General features: G+C 64.8%; 19 protein-coding genes. 13 read left to right on the top strand and 6 right to left on the bottom strand.

The genetic code is table 11. The features are described 5' to 3' along the window. Positions 1-101 precede the first annotated feature (101 nt). Positions 102-467 (bottom strand): Na+/H+ antiporter NhaC family protein, encoded by a 366-nt coding sequence (locus RS027_RS10945; RefSeq protein ID WP_311956812.1) that lies wholly within the window; start codon positions 465-467, stop codon positions 102-104. 195 nt (positions 468-662) lie between these two features. After that, positions 663-1,277: a ribosome biogenesis GTP-binding protein YihA/YsxC gene (yihA, locus tag RS027_RS10940; protein WP_311956811.1), complete on the bottom strand. Its 615-nt coding sequence runs from the start codon at positions 1,275-1,277 to the stop codon at positions 663-665. A gap of 326 nt (positions 1,278-1,603) precedes the next feature. On the opposite strand from yihA, the gene RS027_RS10935 reads away from it, so the two are divergent. The 7 genes from RS027_RS10935 to dtd all read left to right on the top strand — a co-directional run bounded on the left by RS027_RS10935 (position 1,604) and on the right by dtd (position 7,186). After that, a complete protein-coding gene (locus RS027_RS10935; RefSeq protein ID WP_311956809.1) occupies positions 1,604-2,236 on the top strand; it encodes a c-type cytochrome in 633 nt (210 codons plus the stop codon). Between the two features lie 111 nt (positions 2,237-2,347). After that, complete coding sequence (locus tag RS027_RS10930) at positions 2,348-2,980, top strand: thiol:disulfide interchange protein DsbA/DsbL (protein ID WP_311956807.1); 633 nt, start codon at positions 2,348-2,350, stop codon at positions 2,978-2,980. Between the two features lie 69 nt (positions 2,981-3,049). Continuing rightward, complete coding sequence (locus tag RS027_RS10925; RefSeq protein ID WP_311956805.1) at positions 3,050-3,859, top strand: endonuclease/exonuclease/phosphatase family protein; 810 nt, start codon at positions 3,050-3,052, stop codon at positions 3,857-3,859. A 28-nt stretch (positions 3,860-3,887) separates the two neighbouring features. Further along, on the top strand, positions 3,888-4,448 hold the full coding sequence (locus tag RS027_RS10920; RefSeq protein ID WP_311956803.1) for a TRAP transporter small permease subunit: 561 nt from the start codon (positions 3,888-3,890) through the stop codon (positions 4,446-4,448). Beyond that, positions 4,441-5,847 carry a TRAP transporter large permease gene (locus RS027_RS10915; protein WP_311956802.1) on the top strand — a complete coding sequence of 469 codons (1,407 nt, stop codon included), beginning with the start codon at positions 4,441-4,443 and terminating at the stop codon, positions 5,845-5,847. The genes RS027_RS10920 and RS027_RS10915 overlap by 8 nt, the downstream gene beginning before the upstream one ends. 36 nt (positions 5,848-5,883) lie before the next feature. Next, positions 5,884-6,714, top strand: a complete 831-nt coding sequence (gene thiD / locus RS027_RS10910; RefSeq protein ID WP_311956801.1) for a bifunctional hydroxymethylpyrimidine kinase/phosphomethylpyrimidine kinase — start codon at positions 5,884-5,886, stop codon at positions 6,712-6,714. A gap of 22 nt (positions 6,715-6,736) precedes the next feature. Beyond that, positions 6,737-7,186, top strand: coding sequence for a D-aminoacyl-tRNA deacylase (gene dtd / locus RS027_RS10905; protein ID WP_311956799.1), 450 nt, complete (start codon positions 6,737-6,739; stop codon positions 7,184-7,186). Between the two features lie 3 nt (positions 7,187-7,189). Here dtd and RS027_RS10900 read toward each other — a convergent pair whose 3' ends face one another. Then, positions 7,190-9,169 (bottom strand): ATP-binding cassette domain-containing protein, encoded by a 1,980-nt coding sequence (locus RS027_RS10900; RefSeq protein WP_311956798.1) that lies wholly within the window; start codon positions 9,167-9,169, stop codon positions 7,190-7,192. Positions 9,170-9,198: 29 nt separating this feature from the next. On the opposite strand from RS027_RS10900, the gene RS027_RS10895 reads away from it, so the two are divergent. The 3 genes from RS027_RS10895 (at position 9,199) to RS027_RS10885 (ending at position 11,900) form a co-directional block, all read left to right on the top strand. Next, positions 9,199-9,717, top strand: coding sequence for a TIGR02444 family protein (locus RS027_RS10895; protein WP_311956796.1), 519 nt, complete (start codon positions 9,199-9,201; stop codon positions 9,715-9,717). 230 nt (positions 9,718-9,947) lie between these two features. Next, on the top strand, positions 9,948-10,529 hold the full coding sequence (locus RS027_RS10890) for a TRAP transporter small permease (RefSeq protein WP_311956794.1): 582 nt from the start codon (positions 9,948-9,950) through the stop codon (positions 10,527-10,529). A gap of 84 nt (positions 10,530-10,613) precedes the next feature. Further along, positions 10,614-11,900, top strand: a complete 1,287-nt coding sequence (locus RS027_RS10885; protein ID WP_311956793.1) for a TRAP transporter large permease — start codon at positions 10,614-10,616, stop codon at positions 11,898-11,900. A gap of 82 nt (positions 11,901-11,982) precedes the next feature. Here the strand turns inward: RS027_RS10885 and dctP are convergent, their stop codons facing one another. Further along, entirely contained in the window at positions 11,983-13,041 is a 1,059-nt protein-coding gene (gene dctP / locus RS027_RS10880) for a TRAP transporter substrate-binding protein DctP (RefSeq protein ID WP_311956791.1), read from the bottom strand. A 188-nt stretch (positions 13,042-13,229) separates the two neighbouring features. Here dctP and bamJ point away from each other — a divergent pair, with 188 nt between their 5' ends. Next, positions 13,230-13,907: a BamJ family beta-barrel-assembly machinery protein gene (gene bamJ / locus RS027_RS10875; protein WP_311956788.1), complete on the top strand. Its 678-nt coding sequence runs from the start codon at positions 13,230-13,232 to the stop codon at positions 13,905-13,907. A gap of 3 nt (positions 13,908-13,910) precedes the next feature. Then, on the top strand, positions 13,911-14,960 hold the full coding sequence (locus tag RS027_RS10870; RefSeq protein WP_311956785.1) for a poly(3-hydroxybutyrate) depolymerase: 1,050 nt from the start codon (positions 13,911-13,913) through the stop codon (positions 14,958-14,960). 4 nt (positions 14,961-14,964) lie between these two features. Here RS027_RS10870 and RS027_RS10865 read toward each other — a convergent pair whose 3' ends face one another. Continuing rightward, positions 14,965-15,504: a hypothetical protein gene (locus tag RS027_RS10865; protein ID WP_311956782.1), complete on the bottom strand. Its 540-nt coding sequence runs from the start codon at positions 15,502-15,504 to the stop codon at positions 14,965-14,967. 165 nt (positions 15,505-15,669) lie between these two features. Between RS027_RS10865 and RS027_RS10860 the strand changes: the two genes are divergently transcribed. Beyond that, positions 15,670-16,584 (top strand): AEC family transporter, encoded by a 915-nt coding sequence (locus RS027_RS10860; protein WP_311956779.1) that lies wholly within the window; start codon positions 15,670-15,672, stop codon positions 16,582-16,584. 218 nt (positions 16,585-16,802) lie between these two features. Here RS027_RS10860 and trmB read toward each other — a convergent pair whose 3' ends face one another. Next, positions 16,803-17,543, bottom strand: coding sequence for a tRNA (guanosine(46)-N7)-methyltransferase TrmB (trmB, locus tag RS027_RS10855; RefSeq protein ID WP_311956776.1), 741 nt, complete (start codon positions 17,541-17,543; stop codon positions 16,803-16,805). Between the last annotated feature and the right edge of the window lies 1 nt (position 17,544).

The following is a 17,544-nucleotide window of genomic DNA, read 5'->3' as shown; positions in this document are numbered from 1 at the left end:
CAGAAAATCAAGAAGTTCCGGCGGTTATCTACACGCTATGAGCGACTGGCAAGAAACTACCAGTCACTCCTCTGCCTCGTGTCAGCCGCCATATGGCTGGCCTAATTGTTAACGCCCCCTAGCAAAAATATGCTGGGATGAATAAATTCGAGGCCGTAATAGATAATGCTGGGCACCACGCCGCCGGCGATCCAGGTACCGATCAGCGCGCCCACGGAAATCAGGATGAGGACCGCCTCGAGGCCGTTATAGATGCCTTCCTTCAGCGCTTCCTGAAGGCTGTCGTAGGTGTAACCGAGCCTTAAGCCCAGCAGAATCGCCATGAACAGGGCAATGAAAAGCGCCAGCTGAATGCTCAGGTCGAAAATGCCGGTAAAGGAAAAGGCAATGGCCAGAAAGCAGACGAGCAGCACGCCCACTTCGAGGATATGGGGTTTGCGTACCGCGTTTTCTTGTTGGGGTGTCATACGGTGCTCCTTGGCCTCGCTGGGGAGGATAGGTCGGCGAGGCTCGCCCGGTGATAACGGGCGTTATCGCCCGAGGTTCGCTTAGCCTGTCAGAGTCGGACAGGGGCCCAGGTTCGTCAATATAGCGGAAGGGGTAACCAGGACGATCGCGGCTGGATATGTCCAGAGGAGCCGGAGACAGGTCGAAGAGGGGTTCTACGCCAGCCAGCCGTCCAGCCGGTCGGAGAGCGTACTTAGGCCGTCCTTTTTCAGCGCCGAGAACAGCTGCACCGTGACCAGGTCTTCCCATTCGACCAGCTGATGGCGGACTTTCTGCAGCGAGGCGTTGGCGGGGCCTTTTTTCAGCTTGTCGGCCTTGGTCAGAAGAATGTGCACCGGCAGGTCGCGCTCGTCGGCAAAGCCCAGCAGCAGCTGGTCAAATTCGGTAAGCGGGTGGCGCACGTCCATCATCAGTACCAGCCCGCGAAGGCTCTGGCGCTGGTAGAGATAGTCGGACAGGTGCGCCTGCCATTCGCGCTTGACCGCGTCGGGCACCTTGGCATAGCCGTAGCCGGGCAGGTCAATTAGCCGCAGGGCCTCGTTGCCCATGAGGCTGAAGCTGTTGATCAGCTGGGTGCGCCCCGGCGTGCGCGAGGTGCGCGCCAGCGCTTTTTGCCGGGTCAGAGCGTTGATGGCGCTGGACTTTCCGGCGTTGGAGCGCCCGGCAAAGGCGACCTCGGCGCCGCTGTCCGGCGGGCACTGGGCCAGGGTCGGGGCGCTTTTCATAAAGCGTGCGGTGGCGTAATTCAGCGCCTGGGGGAATGCGGGCATGGCATGGTCCTGGAAACGGTGCCTGGCAGGCGGGTGCCTGCCAGCGGTTGGGACGAAGGGCGGGCTGCTGGCCGTAAGCCTGCCGGAGAGAACATGACTTCCGGCAAGTTCCGGGGAAATAGCCGCCAAGGCAGCGTGAACGCGCATTCCCGCAGCCTGGGGGATTCGTTATACTCGGTCGGGTTTATACCGGCGACCCGGGGCGCTAGTCTAGCATTGTGCGTTGACCATCGGCGACAGCCTTGAAGCCCGCTGACCCCAAAGCGCCCAGGGGGGCATAGCCGCCACCGATCAACGGGATTACACAACGGGATAATGGAACTGCAATGAGAAAGTTACTGGCAAGCCTGGCAATTATCATGGGTGCTGCAGGCACCGCACACGCACAGTCGGCAGAGCTTTCCGCCAATGCCGACGCCGCGGCGGGCGAGGAAATGGCGCAGGCGTGCGCGGCCTGCCACGGGGATGACGGCGTCAGCCAGATGGGCACCTTCCCCAACCTCGCCGGCCAGCAGGCGTCATACACGGCCAAGCAGATCATGGAGATCCGCGACGGAACCCGCCCGGTGCCGCAGATGGCCGGTCAGGTCGACGATTTTTCCGACCAGGATGCCTGGGACGTTGCCGCCTACTATGCTGAGCTTGAGGCCAACAAGGGCCAGGCTGACGATGAAGACGTCGAAGCGCTGGAGCGCGGTGAAGCCCTTTATCGCGCCGGCGACCTGACCCAGGGCATTCCGGCCTGCGCCGCCTGCCACACGCCTACCGGCGAGGGCATCGGCAGCGCCGAGTACCCGGCCCTTTCCGGCCAGCACCCGGAGTACGTGGTCTCGACCCTTGGCGACTTTGCCGCCGGTGAACGCTCCAACGACCCCGGTGCGGTGATGCGCGATATCGCTGACAAGATGCGCGACAGCGACATGGAAGCCGTGGCCAACTATATACTGGGGCTGCACTAAACCGCCGGTGGCCAGGCGGCTTCCCGAGGACTATTCGGGCTTGCCCGGGCGTGCTCTGCCAGGAAGGGGCGCCGGGCGGGCCTTGAACGCTTATTGATGGAGCAACGGCCCATGTTTAAATCCGTTATCGTAGCCCTTGCCGGGCTTGGCCTGTCGGCAGCGGTCAGCGCCCAGACCCTGACCGAAGGGGAAGACTACGAACAGCTGGAAACGCCGGTGGATACCCGGGTGGACGACGGCCAGATCGAGGTAACCGAGGTGTTCTGGTTTGGCTGCCCGCACTGCTACCGCCTGCAGCCCGCCGTCACCGAGTGGTATGACACCCTGCCCGAAGACGTAAGCGTGGTGCACCAGCCGGCCACCATGGGCGGCGCGTGGAACGTCCACGCGGCGGCCTTTTACGCCGCCCGGGAGCTGGGCATTGAAGAGGATCTACACGAGGACTTCTTCGACGCCATCCACAAGGACGGTCGCGAGCTTACCGACACCGACGAGCTGGCGGCGTTTTTCGCCGACTACGGCGTCAGCGAAGACGAGGCCCGCGAGGCGCTGGGCTCCTTCGGCGTGAAGTCCCAGGTCAACAAGGCCCACGCGCGGCTTCGCAACATGCGCCTGAAGGGTGTGCCGGCGCTGATGGTCGACGGCCGCTACCTGATAACCCCGCAAAGCGCGGGCAGCCTGGACAACATGCCCAAGATCGCCGCGACCCTGGTCGAGCGCGTGCGCGACGAGCAGACGGAGTAAACGGCACATGTGGCACAGCGCCGGCCGCCGACAGGGCTCGTTCAGCGCTCCTGGCAGGGAGACGGGTTCATGAGTTTGGCAGATCCCTCATCGTCGCTTTTGAGCAGCGGCCACCTGCGTATCCTGACGTTCAATCTCCAGGTGGGTATCCAGACCTCGGCGTATCATCACTACTTTACGCGCGGCTGGCAGCATCTGCTGCCGCATCCGCACCGCATCCGCCGGCTGGCGCTGATGAGCCGGGTGCTGAGCCGCTACGACGTGGTGGGGCTTCAGGAGGCCGACGGCGGCAGCTTTCGCTCCAATAGCGTCAACCAGGTGGAATACCTCGCCGCCCAGGCGGGGTTTCCCCACCATTACCAGCAGCTCAACCGCAACCTGGGGCGCGTGGCCCAGCACAGCAACGGGCTGCTCTCGCGGCTGGCGCCGGACGCCGTGGAGCAGTACCGCCTGCCGGGCATGCTGCCCGGGCGCGGGGCGATACACGCGCGCTTTGGCTCAGGGCCAGAGGCGCTGCATATCTTTGTCGCCCACCTGGCGCTCAGCCAGCGCGGGCGCAGCCGCCAGTTCGACTACCTGAGCGAGATCATCAAGCCGCTGCGCCACGTGGTGGTAATGGGGGATCTGAACACCACCCCCGAGCAGATCCACGCCCACGAGCGCTTTCGCACTTCCCTTGACCTGCAGCCGGTCAGGCCACTGCTGAGCTACCCGGCCTGGCAGCCGCGCCGGGCGCTGGACCATATTCTGGTGTCCCGGAGCATGGCGGCGGCCGAGGTGCAGGTGCTGGATCACCTGTTTTCCGACCATTTGCCCATTGCCGTGGACCTGCCGCTGCCGCTTGAGTGCCTGGACACGATACGCAACGCCCAGGGCTAGCCCAACGACGACGCAACGAGACGCCACCATGTCGACACCGACCCTGCCCCGCTGGCTTGGCACCCTGGACCGCGCCTCGCAGCGCCTGGGCCACGCACTTTCCTGGCTGATGCTTGCCATGCTGCTGATCGAATTCGCGGTGGTAGTACTGCGCTACGCGGCGGGCATCAACAGCACCTTCATGCAGGAAATGGTGATGTACATGCACGCCACCCTGTTTATGCTCGCCGCCGGCTACACCCTGCGCGAGAACGGCCACGTGCGGGTGGACATCGTCTACCGCCGGCTGTCGCCTCGGCGCCAGGCGCTGATCAACATGCTGGGCGTCGTCTTTCTGCTGGCCCCGGTGATGCTCTTCATCATCGCCGCCAGCGCGGGCTACGTGGCGTCGTCGTGGAAGATTTTTGAAGGCTCGTCCAACTACGGCGGCATCCCCGGGGTGTTCGTGCTGAAGACGCTGATCCCGGTGTTTGCCGGGCTGATGCTCTTGCAGGGCGCCGTCGAGTTTGCGCGCAACGCCTACATCGTGGCCGGGCCCATTGGCGCAGCCATGCCGGATAACACCCGCCGGGAGCCGCCCGATGCTTGAGTTCATGCCGCTGGTGCTGTTTGTGGCCGTGTGCGCGGTGCTGATGCTGGGGTTCCCCGTGGCGCTGTCGCTTGCCGGCACTGCGCTGGCCTTTGCCGGGCTGGGCCTGGGGCTTGAGTCGCTGGGCATCGATGCCAACTTCAACGCCGGCTATCTCTCCGCCTATCCCAACCGCCTTTACGGCATCATGACCAACACCACCCTGCTCGCGGTGCCGCTGTTTGTGCTCATGGGCGTGCTGCTGGAAAAATCCCGGGTGGCGGAAACCCTGCTCGACGCCATGGCGCTGGTATTCGGTACCCGCAGCGGCGGGCTGGGCATTGCGGTGACGCTGGTGGGGATGCTGATGGCGGCGTCCACCGGTATCGTCGGCGCCACGGTGGTGACCATGGGGCTGATGTCGCTGCCGACCATGCTCAAACGCGGCTATTCGCCGTCTTTGGCCACCGGCACCATCTGCGCCACCGGCACCCTGGGCCAGATTATTCCGCCGTCCATCGCGCTGGTGCTGCTGGGCGACGTGCTGTCGTCGGCCTACCAGCAGGCGCAGCTGTCCATGGGGATATTCAGTCCCAAGACGGTCTCGGTGGGAGATCTGTTCATGGGCGCGCTGGTGCCGGGGCTGATGCTGGTGGGGCTTTATATGCTCTACGTGGCGTTTACCGCCTGGCGCCGGCCGGACGCCGCGCCGCCGGTGCCCCGGGAGGTGCTGACCGAGGAGCTTGGCCACCGCGGCGGGCTTGCCACGCTGCTGCTCAAGGGCCTGGTGCCGCCGGTGGCGCTGATCGTCATGGTGCTGGGCTCGATTCTTTCCGGCATCGCCACGCCCACCGAGGCCTCCGCCGTGGGCGCGTTTGGCGCGCTGGTGCTGGCGCTGGTCTACCGCCGGCTGAGCCTGGCAACGCTGAGGGAAGTGCTGCGCTCGACCACCCGGGTGACCAGCATGGTGTTTTTGATCCTGATCGGCGCGGCGTTGTTCTCGCTGGTGTTTCGCGCCTACGGCGGAGAAGACATGGTCACCGGGCTATTTGAGCAGATGCCCGGCGGCGTGGTCGGCGCGACGCTGATCGTGATGCTGACGATCTTTCTGCTCGGCTTTATTCTCGACTTTATCGAAATCACCTTCGTGGTGGTGCCCATTGTCGGGCCGATCCTTCTGGCCATGGGGCTTGACCCGATCTGGCTTGGCATCATGATCGCCATCAACCTGCAGACCTCGTTTCTCACCCCGCCGTTCGGCTTTGCGCTGTTCTATCTGCGCGGGGTGGCGCCGGCCTCGGTGACCACGGCGTCGATCTATCGCGGGGTGGCGCCGTTCATTCTGATCCAGCTGGCCATGCTTTTGCTGCTGGCGCTGTTTCCCACGCTTGCTACCTGGCTGCCGGCGCAGTTCGGCTAGGGCCGGCCCCTTCATCATTTGCCTACAAGGAGCGTCATGTCTAGCCCCTCTTCCATCCCCCGCGTGCTGACCATTGCCGGGTCCGATCCGTCCGGCGGTGCCGGCATCCAGGCCGATCTGAAGACGTTTTCGGCGCTTTCCTGCTACGGGGCCAGCGTGATTACCGCGCTGACCGCGCAAAATACCCAGGGCGTGCGCGGCGTTGAGCCAGTGTCGGCCGGCTTTATCGCCGAACAGCTGGACGCCGTGCTCGACGACATCCCCCTCGATGCGGTGAAGATCGGCATGGTGGCAAGCCTCGAGGTGGCCGAGGTGATTGCCCGAGCGCTCGCCGCGCGGCGGCCGCGCTGGGTCGTGCTCGACCCGGTGATGGTGGCCAAGAGCGGCGACGTGCTGGTGGACGACGCCGGTATCCGCGCGGTGCGCGACGTGCTGGTGCCGCTGGCCGACGTGATTACCCCCAACCTGCCCGAAGCCGCGGTGCTGCTGGACGCGCCAACGCCTGCCACTATGGCGGACATGGAGGCGCTGGTGCCCCGGCTCACGCGGCTGGGGGCGCCCTATGCGCTGCTCAAGGGCGGGCATCTCGATGGGGCTGAGTGTCCGGACCTGTTGGCGACCCCCGAGCGCCACGAGTGGATTTCCGCGCCGCGGATTGCCACGCACAACCTCCACGGCACCGGCTGTTCGCTGTCGTCGGCCATCGCCGCGACGCTTGCCCACCTCGGTGACCCAAGCGTTGATGCCGACGCCGTCAGCGCCATCGCCGAGGCCAAGCGCTGGCTGCACACGGCGCTTGAGGCAAGCGATCGGCTGGACGTAGGCCAGGGCTGCGGCCCGGTGCATCATTTTCACGCCTGGTGGTAGATCGCGACGAAGGGGTAACGTCATGAAAGCACTGATTCAGCGCGTGCGCCGGGCAAGCGTGGAGGTTGACGATGAGGCCGGTCGCCGCACGGCGGGCGCCATCGATTCAGGCCTGCTGGCGCTGGTCGGCGTGGAGAAGGGCGACGACGAAAAAAGCGCCGATAAGTTACTGCACAAGCTGTTGCACTACCGCGTGTTCGCCGATGCCGAGGGCAAGATGAACGAAAACGTCCAGCAGGCCGACGGCGGGCTTTTGCTGGTGTCGCAGTTCACCCTGGCAGCGGATACCCGCAAGGGGCTGCGCCCGAGCTTCTCAAGCGCCGCGCCGCCCGCCGACGGCGAGCGGCTGTTCCATTATCTGGTGGCGCAGGCGCGCCGCCATCCGCTGCCGGTGGCGACCGGCGAGTTCGGCGCCGACATGCAGGTGGCGCTGGTCAACGACGGGCCGGTGACGTTTCTGCTCGAAAGCTGAGCGTTACGCGCCGCTGCCTTCCAGCGCTTCTTCGGCCTCCAGCCACGCCTGCTCGGCGGCGTTCAGCCGGGTCTGGGCGTCGGCCTGCTGGCCCAGGGTGCGGTCAAGCTCGTCCTTGCGCGCGGCGTCGGTGTAAAGCTCGGGGTCGGCAAGCGTCGCCTCCAGCGCTTCAAGCGCCTGCTGCTCTTTTTCCATGGTCTTTTCCGCTCGGTCGCGCTGTTTTTTCAGCGGGCGGAGTTTTTCGCGCGCCTCGGCGGCGGCCTTGCGCGCGGCCTTGCGCTCGTCGGCGGTGGCGCCCTGGCCCTTGCTGCTGCCGGCGGAAGGCGCCTGGGGGGCGGTTACCGGGTCCTGTGGGGCGCTGTCGCCCTGGCTTTTGCGCTTGCTCTCCCGGCGCTGGGCGTCCAGGCGCTGCTTCAGCCAGGCGTGATAGTCGTCCAGGTCGCCGTCGAAGGGCTCGACTCGCTGATCGGCCACAACCCAGAAATCATCGACGCTGGCGCGCAGCAGGTGACGGTCGTGGGAGACGATGATCACGGTGCCGTCAAAGCCGGCGATGGCCTGGGTCAGCGCCTCGCGCATTTCCAGGTCCAGGTGGTTGGTGGGCTCGTCCAGCAGCAGAAGATTGGGCTTTTGCCAGGCGATCAGCGCAAGCGCCAGCCGGGCCTTTTCGCCGCCGGAAAAGTTCGCCACCGTGGCAAAGGCGTTGTCGCCCTTGAAGCCGAAGCCGCCGATGAAGTTGCGGATTGCCTGATCGCTTGCGTTGGGCGACAGCCGCTGCACGTGAAGGAACGGCGTAGCGCTGGTATCCAGCCCTTCGAGCTGGTGCTGGGCGAAGTAGCCGATGGACAGGTGCTCGCCGGGTACGCGCTCGCCGCCGAGCAGGTCAAGTTCGCCGGTGAGCGACTTGATCAGCGTCGATTTGCCCGCGCCGTTGGGGCCGAGAAGGCCGATGCGGCTGCCGGGCAGAAGCGTCAGGTTGACGTGGTCGAGCTGGGTGCGCTCGCCTGAGTCGGCTGCGTAGCCAAGCCGGGCCTGGTCTAGCACCAGCAGTGGGTGCGAGGTCTTGTCCGCGGCGGGAAGCGAAAAGTGGAAGGGTGAGTCCACGTGGGCCACGGCGATCTCTTCCATGCGCTCAAGCATCTTCACCCGGCTCTGGGCCTGGCGGGCCTTGGTGGCCTTGGCCTTGAAGCGGGTGATGAAGCGCTCGATCTCTTCGCGCCGGGCCTGCTGCTTGGCGGCTTCGGCCTGCTGCAGGGCGAGTTTTTCCGCCCGCGTACGCTCAAAGCGCGAGTAGTTGCCGCGGTAAAGCTCCACGGTCTGGTGGTGCATGTGGACGATGTGGTCGCACACCGCGTCGAGAAAGTCGCGGTCGTGGGAAATCAGCAGTAGGGTACCGGGGTAGCGCTTGAGCCACTGCTCGAGCCACAAAAGGGCGTCCAGATCCAGGTGGTTGGTGGGCTCGTCGAGCAGCAAAAGGTCGGACGGCATGAACAGCGTGCGGGCGAGGTTGACGCGCATCCGCCAGCCGCCGGAAAAATCCGACAGCGGTCGGTCCAGATCGGCCTGGACAAACCCCAGCCCGACCAGCAGCTGGGCGGCTCTAGCCTCGGCGGTGTAGCCGTCCAGGGTGTCGATGAGCCCGTGCAGCTCGGCTTCGCGGTGGGCGTCGTCGGCCCGCTGCGCCGCTTCAAGGTCGGCCTCGGCCTGGCGCAGGGCGCGGTCGCCGTCGAGCACGTAGTTGAGAATCGAGCACTTAAGCGCCTGGATTTCCTGATCCATGTGGGCGATGCGCTGGCCGCCGCTCATTTCGACGCTGCCTGCGTCGGCGCCGATCTCACCGAGCAGCAGTTTGAAAAGGCTCGTTTTACCCGTGCCGTTGGCGCCGATGATGCCGGCCTTGACGCCGTCGTGCAGGGTCAGGTCGGCGCTTTGCAAGAGCGTTTGCGTGCCGCGTTGCAGCGCGACTTCGCGCAGTGCGATCATGCGTTCTCCCGTAACCGTTAGGCAGTGTGATGCGCGATTCTACCCCATTGGCCGCCGTTCAGCAGGGTTCGCTTTGGGACTTTGCTCTGGATTTTTATGGCCGCCCCGGCGTGGCCCGGCGGCTGCTTTTCCTGCAGGACGAGGCCGGCATGGACGTGTGCGTGCTGCTGTGGCGCCTGTGGCTTGGCCATCTTGGCCTGGCGCCGACGCCGAGCGCCGAGCAGGCCCTTGGCGAGGTGGCCGACTGGCAGCGCGACTATACCTGGCCGCTGCGCGAAAGGCGGCGCTGGCTCAAGCCGGCGGCGGCTTGCGACCCCGAGCTGGCCCGGCTGCGCCAGACCCTCAAGGACGCCGAGCTGCTGGCGGAAAAGACCGCGCTGGCGAAGCTGGAAGCGCTTTCCCGCCGGGCAGGGCGGGTGGCGCCGCTGCCTGCCGGCGCCAGGGTCACCTTGGCCGGTGAGCCCGCCTTGCGGCCGACGGCAGACCAGGCGGCGACGCTGGCCGCGCTGCGGGCGGAGCTTCCGGCCGGCGCCGCCGGGTCGCGTTGAAGCGCTTTCCCCAGTACGCTAACGTGAAAAGTGCAGTATGATGAATTATCTGCGTTTGCCGCGTGCCCGGTAGTGCTGGCCTGGAGGCCCGGTAGCTGCGGACCGGCGGGGATCCACAATAATGCAAGCGCTAGCAGCGCGCCTTTCCGTTGTCCGGTTGCCGCTGTATTCCGGGCATCGGCTTGATATCGCCGCCGCGCTTTGGCGGCACGGCACAAGGTAACTCTCTTATGACTGACAAGCCTTTAACCAAGCAGCCGCAAAAAAACGGCCTGTTGCGCGCGCTCAGCGCGTTTGACTCGGCCCTGGGCGCTATCGAAAAGTGGATTATTACCGTCAGCATTCTGGGTATGGCCCTTTTGATGAGTGCCCACGTGGTCAGCAGCCTGGTGTTCAACCGAGGCATCCCCGGCACCTATGAGGTCACCGAAATGCTGATCGTGGTGATCACCTTCGTGGGGGTAAGCTATGCGGCGCGACACGCTCGCCATATCAGCATGTCGGCCATTTATGAGCAGGTCGGCGGCCGGCTGCGCAAGGGGATGTTAATCCTCCTGTGCCTGGGCAGCGCGGCGCTGATGTTCTACTTCGCTTATCTCTCCCTGGGCTATGTGGATACGATATATAGCCGGGGGCGCACCAGCTCGTCGCTACACATTCCGCTATGGATCGTATACACGTCGCTACCGGTCGGCTTTACCCTGGCCGGCGTGCAGTACGTGCTGACGGCCGTGCGCAACATGATCAGCAAGGAGCTCTATCGCAACTTCCGGGAGAAAGAAGAGTTTTCCGATGTGCCCGACGAACAATGACGGTGCCGTCATGCGCCGGCGGCGTCTGCCCCGGCGCACGCCCCGATGGATACTTGACCCAATAACAACACTGAGGATAAGCGCATGCTAGCCGGACTCGGTATTTTAATGCTGGTGCTGCTGCTGATGGGGTTCCCCATGATGGTGCCGCTGGCAGTGGGCACGTTCTACATGATGTTCGCCGACATGACCTTTTTCGGCCCGGATCAGGCGATAAGCTGGATGATCAACGGCGTCGGCAGCTGGGTGCTGGCGGCGGTGCCCATGTTCATTTTTGCCGCCGATATCCTGACCAAGGGGCATACGGCCAACCGACTGCTCGACGTGGTGGATGCCTTCACCCGGCATATCCGCGGCGGCCTGCCGATTACCACGGCGGCCTCCTGTGCGCTGTTCGGCGCGGTATCGGGCTCTACCCAGGCGACGGTGGTGGCCATGGGCGGCCCCATGCGCCCGCGGCTGCTGGCCAAGGGCTATACCGACAGCTTTACCCTGGCGTTGATCATCAACGCCAGCGATATCGCGCTGCTGATTCCGCCGAGCATCGGCTTCATCATCTACGGCGTGGTGATGAAGGAGTCCATCGGCGATCTGTTCCTCGCGGGTGTCCTGCCCGGGGTGATGATTTTGATGCTGTTTGCCATCTACTGCTATATCGATGCGCGCATCAAGGGCATCGAGCCCGAGCCGCGCTCCACCTGGGGTGAGCGTGCCCGGGCCGTGCGCAAGGTGATTTTGCCGATGGGCTTTCCGGTGCTGGTGGTCGGCGGCATCTACGGCGGCTTTTTCAGCGCGGTAGAAGCCTCGGCGGTGGCCGTGGCCTACGCGCTGATTCTGGAAGTGGTGATCTACCGCCAGGTCTCGATCCGCGACCTGGGTGGGTTGGCGCTGTCGACCGGGATGATCACCGCGGTGGTATTCATCCTGGTAGCCATCGGCGCGGCGTTTTCGCAAACGCTGGGGACGGCCGGCGTGCCCGAGCAGGTGCTGGGGCCGCTGATCGACAGCATTGGCGACAGCCAGATACTGGCCCTGGCGCTGATTGCGGCGGCGTTCTTTGTCGGCTGCATGTTTGTTGACCCCATCGTGGTTATCCTGATCCTGGTGCCGATTTTCAAGCCGCTGATCATGTCCACCGGTCTTGATCCGGTCCACGTCGGCGTCATCGTCACGCTGCAGGCGGCCATCGGTTCGGCCACGCCGCCCTTCGGCTGCGACATCTTTACCGCCATTGCCGTGTTCCGCCGGCCCTACATGGACGTAATACGCGGTACGCCACCGTTCATCGCCATCCTGCTGCTGGCAACGGTGCTGCTTATCCTCTTCCCGCAGATCTCGCTGCTGCTACCCTCGCTTGGCGATACCGCCTGAGAGCCATCAGCCGGCGATAAAAAAGCCGAGTGGTAAAAACCACTCGGCTTTGCTTTAGGCTGTTGCGGCTGATGACGACGCGTTATTTCTCTTCGTCTTCGTCCGCGCTTGCGTCATCGGCGCTGTCGCCGTCTGTCTTATCAAAGGCTGACAGCAGGATATCCAGCGCTTCGCCGCCGCGCTCGCCTACGTCATCGACGAAGCTTTCGCGTACCGGCTTGGCCAGCTCGCGGAACTTGTCGCGCTGCTCGTCATCAAGCTCGATGATTTCGATGTTGCTCTTTTCCTTGATGGTTTCCAGGCGCTCGGTGTTGAACTCGTCCTGGATGCTGTAGCCCTTCTCGACGAGCTCCTCAGTCACGGCGTCAAGCATGCTCTGCTGGTCGTCGCTCAGGTCTTCGTACCAGTCTTCGTTGGCCATGAGCGTGGCTACGAACTGCGCCTGCTTGGCAAAGATCATGTAGTCCTGAACTTCGTAGAAGCCCATTTCCTCGTGGGCGAAGACCGGCTGGATGTTGGCGTCCGCCTGACCCTGCTGCAGGGCGCTGTAAAGCTCGCCGTAGGCAATCGAGATGGGGGAGGCGCCGTAGGCCTTATAGCCTTCGCGCAGCAGGCTGTTGTCCATCACGCGGATTTTCAGGCCTTTCATGTCCTTGGGCTCGTGGATCGCCTTGCTGGACGTCCATACCTGATAGCCTTCGGCAAGCTCGGCGATCGGTACCAGCCCGCGCTGGCGGAAGGACTCCTGCCAGGCGTCGCTTTTCAGGAACTCATCGGAGTTGAGCACCTTCGCCGTTTCCATCTGGTCCGCCGGCATGACGAAGTTGAGGCTCAGCAGCTGGCTTTCCGGCACGGTGCCGCCCAGGGCGCCGGAGCCAAAGCCCAGCGGAATGGAGCCGCTTTGAACGGCATCATAAAGAGAGGAGTACGTGGACCCCCAAGTGCCGTAGGGCAGTAGCTCGACGGTGACGTCGCCGTCGGTCTTTTCTTCGACGAGCTTCTTGAATTCCTCAGCATAACCGTGCTGCACGCTGCCTTCGATTTCCTCGAGGCCGAAACGCCAGGTTTCTGCGTTCGCCGTAGCGGCGGCGCTGAGCAGGCCGCATGCGGTAATGCCGACAACCAGTTTATGCAGTTTCATTATGCTCTCCTTTTTGTAGTGTCATCCTTAGAGAAGAGGATTCGTTGCGACATGTCAAGGTTGAAGCCTTGGGCTTTCGCCGTTAAGTCGGGTACTTGGGTGCGCCTGAACGCCGGCCCTGTTATGGTAGCGCGATGCGCGTATTTCCGTGTTGTCGACCACAACGTTGCGATGAAAAGGTACCTTCGATGAAAACACTGCTGACCGCTGTTCCGCTGGCTGCCCTGGTGGCTGCACCGCTGGCCTTTGCCGCGCCGGAAACCGAAGACGAGCGCCTGGCGTACAGCCTGGGTGTTACCCTTGGCGAAAGCATGCACGCCGATATCGAAGAGCTGGATATCGATACCTTTACCCGGGGCATGCGCGACGTGTTCGAGAAAGACGAGCTGGCTCTGAGCGAGGAGGAAATGGCTGAAGCGCTGGCAGCGTTCCAGCAAAACGCCATGGCAGAGCGCGAAGCGGAGGCCGCCGAGCTTGCTGAGGAAAATCTCGAGCAGGGCGAGACGTTTCTGGCAGACAACGCCGAGCGCGATGAAGTGACCGTTACCGAGTCCGGCCTGCAGTATGAAGAGCTTGAATCCGGCGACGGCGAAACGCCGGCAGCCGATGACACCGTCAAGGTGGACTACGAAGGCACGCTGCGCGACGGCACCGTCTTTGACAGCTCAATCGAGCGCGGCGAGCCGGTCAGCTTCAAGGTCAATCAGGTGATCGAAGGCTGGCAGGAAGCGCTTGAGCTGATGAGCGAAGGCGACGTGTGGAAGCTCTACATCCCCGCGGATCTGGCCTACGGCGAGCGCGGCCAGGGCCCCATCGGCCCCAATGAAGTGCTTACCTTCCGCGTTGAACTGCTGGACGTCGAGTAAGCCATGCTAGCCCGGCTGCTGCTGGCGGCAGGCCTTGCCGTGCCGCTGGCCGGCGTGGCGGATGACGTCGCCCCGCCCGATTCGCTGCCGGCGCTGGGCGCGGCGGATGACCGGGCAAGCGTGGTGGGCGTGTCGTCCGGCGGCTATATGGCCACCCAGCTGGCGGTGGCCTGGCCCGAGCGCTTTCACGGCCTGGGCGTGCTGGCCGCCGGCCCCTGGGGCTGCGCCCAGGGCAAGCTTAGCCTGGCGCTCAACCAGTGCATGATGACCCGGCGCGGCGAGCCGTCCCTGACCGCGCTGGAAACCCGCCGCGCGGACTATCAGTCCCGGGGGCAGGTCGGCAAGGATGCCGATCTGGGCCGGCTGCGCGCCTTTGTCTGGCACGGCGGCCAGGATGGTGTGATCGACCCGGTGCTGGGCGACTTGCTCGGCGAGCAGCTGGCCGACTGGCTGGGCGGCGACGAGTCGCTCAGAGCGGTGCGCGATGAGGAGGCCGGCCACGGCTGGCCGGTAGCGGCAGGCAGCGCCGATGAAGCGTCACGCCTTGCTTCGTGCTCCAACGAGGGCGGAGACGCCGGCCTGCTCGCCTGCGGCGAGGACGTGGCCAAGACCATGATGGACTGGCTGTACCCGGCGCGGGCGTCGCGGTCTGAACCTTCGGCAGGCGAGCTGCGCGAGTTTGATCAAAGCGATTTTGACGCCCGGGGTCTGGCCGATACCGGCTACGTCTACGTCCCCGACGCCTGCACCGACGGCGGCTGCGGGACAACGCTTGCCCTGCACGGCTGCCGCATGGGGGCCGAGGTGCTAGACGACGCCTTTGCCCGGAAGAGCGGGCTTAACGCCTGGGCGGCTGCCCACGACGAGGTGGTGCTTTACCCCCAGGCCGAAAGCACGCTTGCCAACCCCCGGGGCTGCTGGGACTGGTGGGGCTTTGCCGAAAGCTCCTGGCAGCTATACCCGCTCCACGATACCCGGGACGGCACCCAGGCCGGTGCGCTGCTCAAGATGCTCGATCGCCTGCAAAAGGCGCCCGACGCCGACCGGCGCTGACGCCTTAGCTTCGCGCCACGTCAAAGTCGAACCAGCTGCCGATGCGCCCGCTGGGCGTTTCCAGAATGATCCGGGCGCGCCAGGGCATGACGTCCTGGGTGCAGACGCCGAGCTGCCCCAGGCCGCTGAAGCGATCGGGGCCGTCTGCCTCCAGCGCAAAGCGGTTAAGCCCCATGTCCATGCCCCGGCCGATAAAATCCACCGTGGCGCTGCGGGCGTCGATGCCCTTTACGGCGACTTCCAGCGGCAGCGGTTCGAGCGCCTCGATGCGCCCGTCGGTATCGACCTTGAGCGCGACGTTGCCGCGGTCGCCAAGGGTGGCGGTACAGTTCTCCTGGTGCAGGTTGCATTCCTGCTCCGGCGGATACCAGGTGACGTCGTCGCCCCCGCGTATCCAGTGTGACAGGGCGTACCAGCCAAACGCCGCCAGCGCGATACCGGTCACCAGAATCAGCGTCGTCAGCACGGGAAAAGGGGGGCTGCCGGCGGGACCTGGCGTCTTTTTCGTGGCGGGATTGGTGCCAGGGTTGGTGACAGAACTCATGACGGATTCAACATTGGCGGCTACCCAAATCTCGGAAAGTAAAGTGGCGCCTGGGAGGCAGCATCAATTGCCACATAGTAGCAGCTATTATGCCGGCTCCCCTGTGCTGGGATGTCGCAGGGCACCGGCCGGCGACAGGCGAGCCAAGGCGAACGGGAGGTGCCCATGACGAGCATCATGGAGGCGCTGCTGCCGCTGTTTGCGCTGATTGGCCTGGGGGTGGTGCTGGGCAGGAGCCGTTTTCTGCCGGCCGGCTTTTGGCCGCAGCTGGAGCGGCTGGTGTATTTCGTCCTGTTTCCCGCGATGCTGGTGGCGACGCTTGCCACGGCCGAGATCAGCCGGGTTCCCGTTGCCCGCCTGGCCGTCGTGCTGCTGGGGGCGATGGCAATATTTGCCTGGGGGCTCTGGCATCTGCGCCACCGGCTGGGGCTTGACGCAGCGGCGTTTACCTCGGTGTTTCAGGGCGCGCTGCGCTTCAATAGCTACGTGGGCGTAGCCGGCGCGGCGGCGCTGCACGCAGGCCCGGGGGCGACGGTGGCGGCGGTGGCGCTGGCGCTGATGGTACCGACGGTCAACGTGATCTGCGTGACGGGGTTTGTGGCGGCGGGCACGCTGGGGCCCGGCGGGGTCAGGAAAAGCGCGCTGGCGCTGCTGAAAAACCCGCTGATTATTGCCTGTTTGCTGGGCGTGGGACTGAACCTTGCCGGCCTGGGGCTGCCCGGCTGGACCGCAGAGGCGGTATCGCTGACGGGGCGCGCGGCGCTGCCCCTGGGGCTTTTGGCCGTGGGGGTGGCATTGCGCCTGTCGGCGCTGATGCGGCTGAACCTGGGCGTTCTGGCGGCGCTGGTTATCAAGCTCGTGCTGATGCCGGCGCTCGCGCTGGCGCTTGCCTGGACGCTGCAGCTGGACCCCGTCAGCCGCGACGTGGCGCTTTTGTTTGCCGCGCTGCCGACTGCCACCTCGGCGTATATTCTGGCGCGCCAGCTGGGCGGCGATGCCGAATTGATGGCGGCTATCATCACCGGGCAGACGCTGCTGGCGATGCTGACCCTGCCGCTATGGCTGCGGCTGGTTGCCTGACAGGCAGCAAACAAAAAATATTCGCATTTGTATTGACGCGGCAAATGAGAATGATTATATTAAAGGCGTGGCGTTGGATGAGACGCCGCAGCCATGGCAGCAACCGCCAGTTAACTGCCATGGTTCTCCCTCTCATTGCTATTCAAGATTGCTATTCAAGATTGCTAGTCACGGTCTTGCTGCCGCTCCTCCCGGAGCGGCTTTTTTTTGGCAGAAAGTCAATCGGCGCGGCGGTAGATCAGGTCCCAGACGCCGTGGCCAAGCTTTTCCCCGCGGGCTTCAAACTTGGTCAGCGGGCGGAAAGCCGGGCGCGGCACGTAAGGCGCGGTGGTCGCGCCGGCGGTATTGGCAAACCCCGGGGCCGCCGCCAGGGTATCCGCCATCCACTCGGCGTAGGCCTCCCAGTCCGTTGCCAGGTGGAAGTGCCCGCCGACGGCCAGCCGCGAGCGTATCAGCTCGACAAACGCCGGCTGCACAATGCGCCGCTTGTGGTGCTTCTTCTTCGGCCAGGGGTCGGGGAAGAATAGCTGCAGGGTGTCGATGCTGTCGGCAGGCAGGCACTGCTCAAGCACGGTCAGGGCGTCTTCGCGGTACACCCGCAGGTTGGTAAGGCCACGCTTGTCGGCTTCGTCAAGGAGCTTGCCCACGCCCGGGGCGTGCACCTCGATGCCGATGAAGTCGGTGTCGGGATGGCTTTCGGCCTGTTCGACCAGCGAGCCGCCCATGCCAAAGCCGATTTCCACCACCCGGGGGGCGCGGCGGCCAAACAGGGCATCAAGATCCTGACGGCCGTCGGCAACGTTGAGCCCCAGCCGCGGCCAGATATCCATGAGCCCCCGGGTCTGGGCCTGGGTGGTCCGCCCGGCGCGGATGACGTAGCTCTTGATCCCGGGGCGGTGCAGCGGCGCCTCGGCGTTTTGCGGGTCGGGCGGCTGATCTGGCGAGTATGCGTCTGTCATG

The sequence above is a fragment of the Halomonas garicola genome, assembly GCF_031935715.1.
Taxonomy (GTDB): domain Bacteria; phylum Pseudomonadota; class Gammaproteobacteria; order Pseudomonadales; family Halomonadaceae; genus Vreelandella; species Vreelandella garicola.
This window is presented reverse-complemented; position numbering and strand designations above follow the sequence as displayed.

Coding starts and splice junctions, on each gene's coding strand:
- thiD (WP_311956801.1), top strand. CDS start 5,884: ATGTCTAGCCCCTCTTCCATCCCCCGCGTGCTGACCATTGCCGGGTCC.
- dtd (WP_311956799.1), top strand. CDS start 6,737: ATGAAAGCACTGATTCAGCGCGTGCGCCGGGCAAGCGTGGAGGTTGAC.
- RS027_RS10885 (WP_311956793.1), top strand. CDS start 10,614: ATGCTAGCCGGACTCGGTATTTTAATGCTGGTGCTGCTGCTGATGGGG.
- dctP (WP_311956791.1), bottom strand. CDS start 13,041: ATGAAACTGCATAAACTGGTTGTCGGCATTACCGCATGCGGCCTGCTC.
- RS027_RS10920 (WP_311956803.1), top strand. CDS start 3,888: ATGTCGACACCGACCCTGCCCCGCTGGCTTGGCACCCTGGACCGCGCC.
- RS027_RS10900 (WP_311956798.1), bottom strand. CDS start 9,169: ATGATCGCACTGCGCGAAGTCGCGCTGCAACGCGGCACGCAAACGCTC.
- trmB (WP_311956776.1), bottom strand. CDS start 17,543: ATGACAGACGCATACTCGCCAGATCAGCCGCCCGACCCGCAAAACGCC.
- RS027_RS10890 (WP_311956794.1), top strand. CDS start 9,948: ATGACTGACAAGCCTTTAACCAAGCAGCCGCAAAAAAACGGCCTGTTG.
- RS027_RS10870 (WP_311956785.1), top strand. CDS start 13,911: ATGCTAGCCCGGCTGCTGCTGGCGGCAGGCCTTGCCGTGCCGCTGGCC.
- RS027_RS10930 (WP_311956807.1), top strand. CDS start 2,348: ATGTTTAAATCCGTTATCGTAGCCCTTGCCGGGCTTGGCCTGTCGGCA.
- RS027_RS10915 (WP_311956802.1), top strand. CDS start 4,441: ATGCTTGAGTTCATGCCGCTGGTGCTGTTTGTGGCCGTGTGCGCGGTG.
- yihA (WP_311956811.1), bottom strand. CDS start 1,277: ATGCCCGCATTCCCCCAGGCGCTGAATTACGCCACCGCACGCTTTATG.
- RS027_RS10895 (WP_311956796.1), top strand. CDS start 9,199: ATGCGCGATTCTACCCCATTGGCCGCCGTTCAGCAGGGTTCGCTTTGG.
- RS027_RS10935 (WP_311956809.1), top strand. CDS start 1,604: ATGAGAAAGTTACTGGCAAGCCTGGCAATTATCATGGGTGCTGCAGGC.
- RS027_RS10860 (WP_311956779.1), top strand. CDS start 15,670: ATGACGAGCATCATGGAGGCGCTGCTGCCGCTGTTTGCGCTGATTGGC.
- RS027_RS10925 (WP_311956805.1), top strand. CDS start 3,050: ATGAGTTTGGCAGATCCCTCATCGTCGCTTTTGAGCAGCGGCCACCTG.
- RS027_RS10865 (WP_311956782.1), bottom strand. CDS start 15,504: ATGAGTTCTGTCACCAACCCTGGCACCAATCCCGCCACGAAAAAGACG.
- RS027_RS10945 (WP_311956812.1), bottom strand. CDS start 467: ATGACACCCCAACAAGAAAACGCGGTACGCAAACCCCATATCCTCGAA.
- bamJ (WP_311956788.1), top strand. CDS start 13,230: ATGAAAACACTGCTGACCGCTGTTCCGCTGGCTGCCCTGGTGGCTGCA.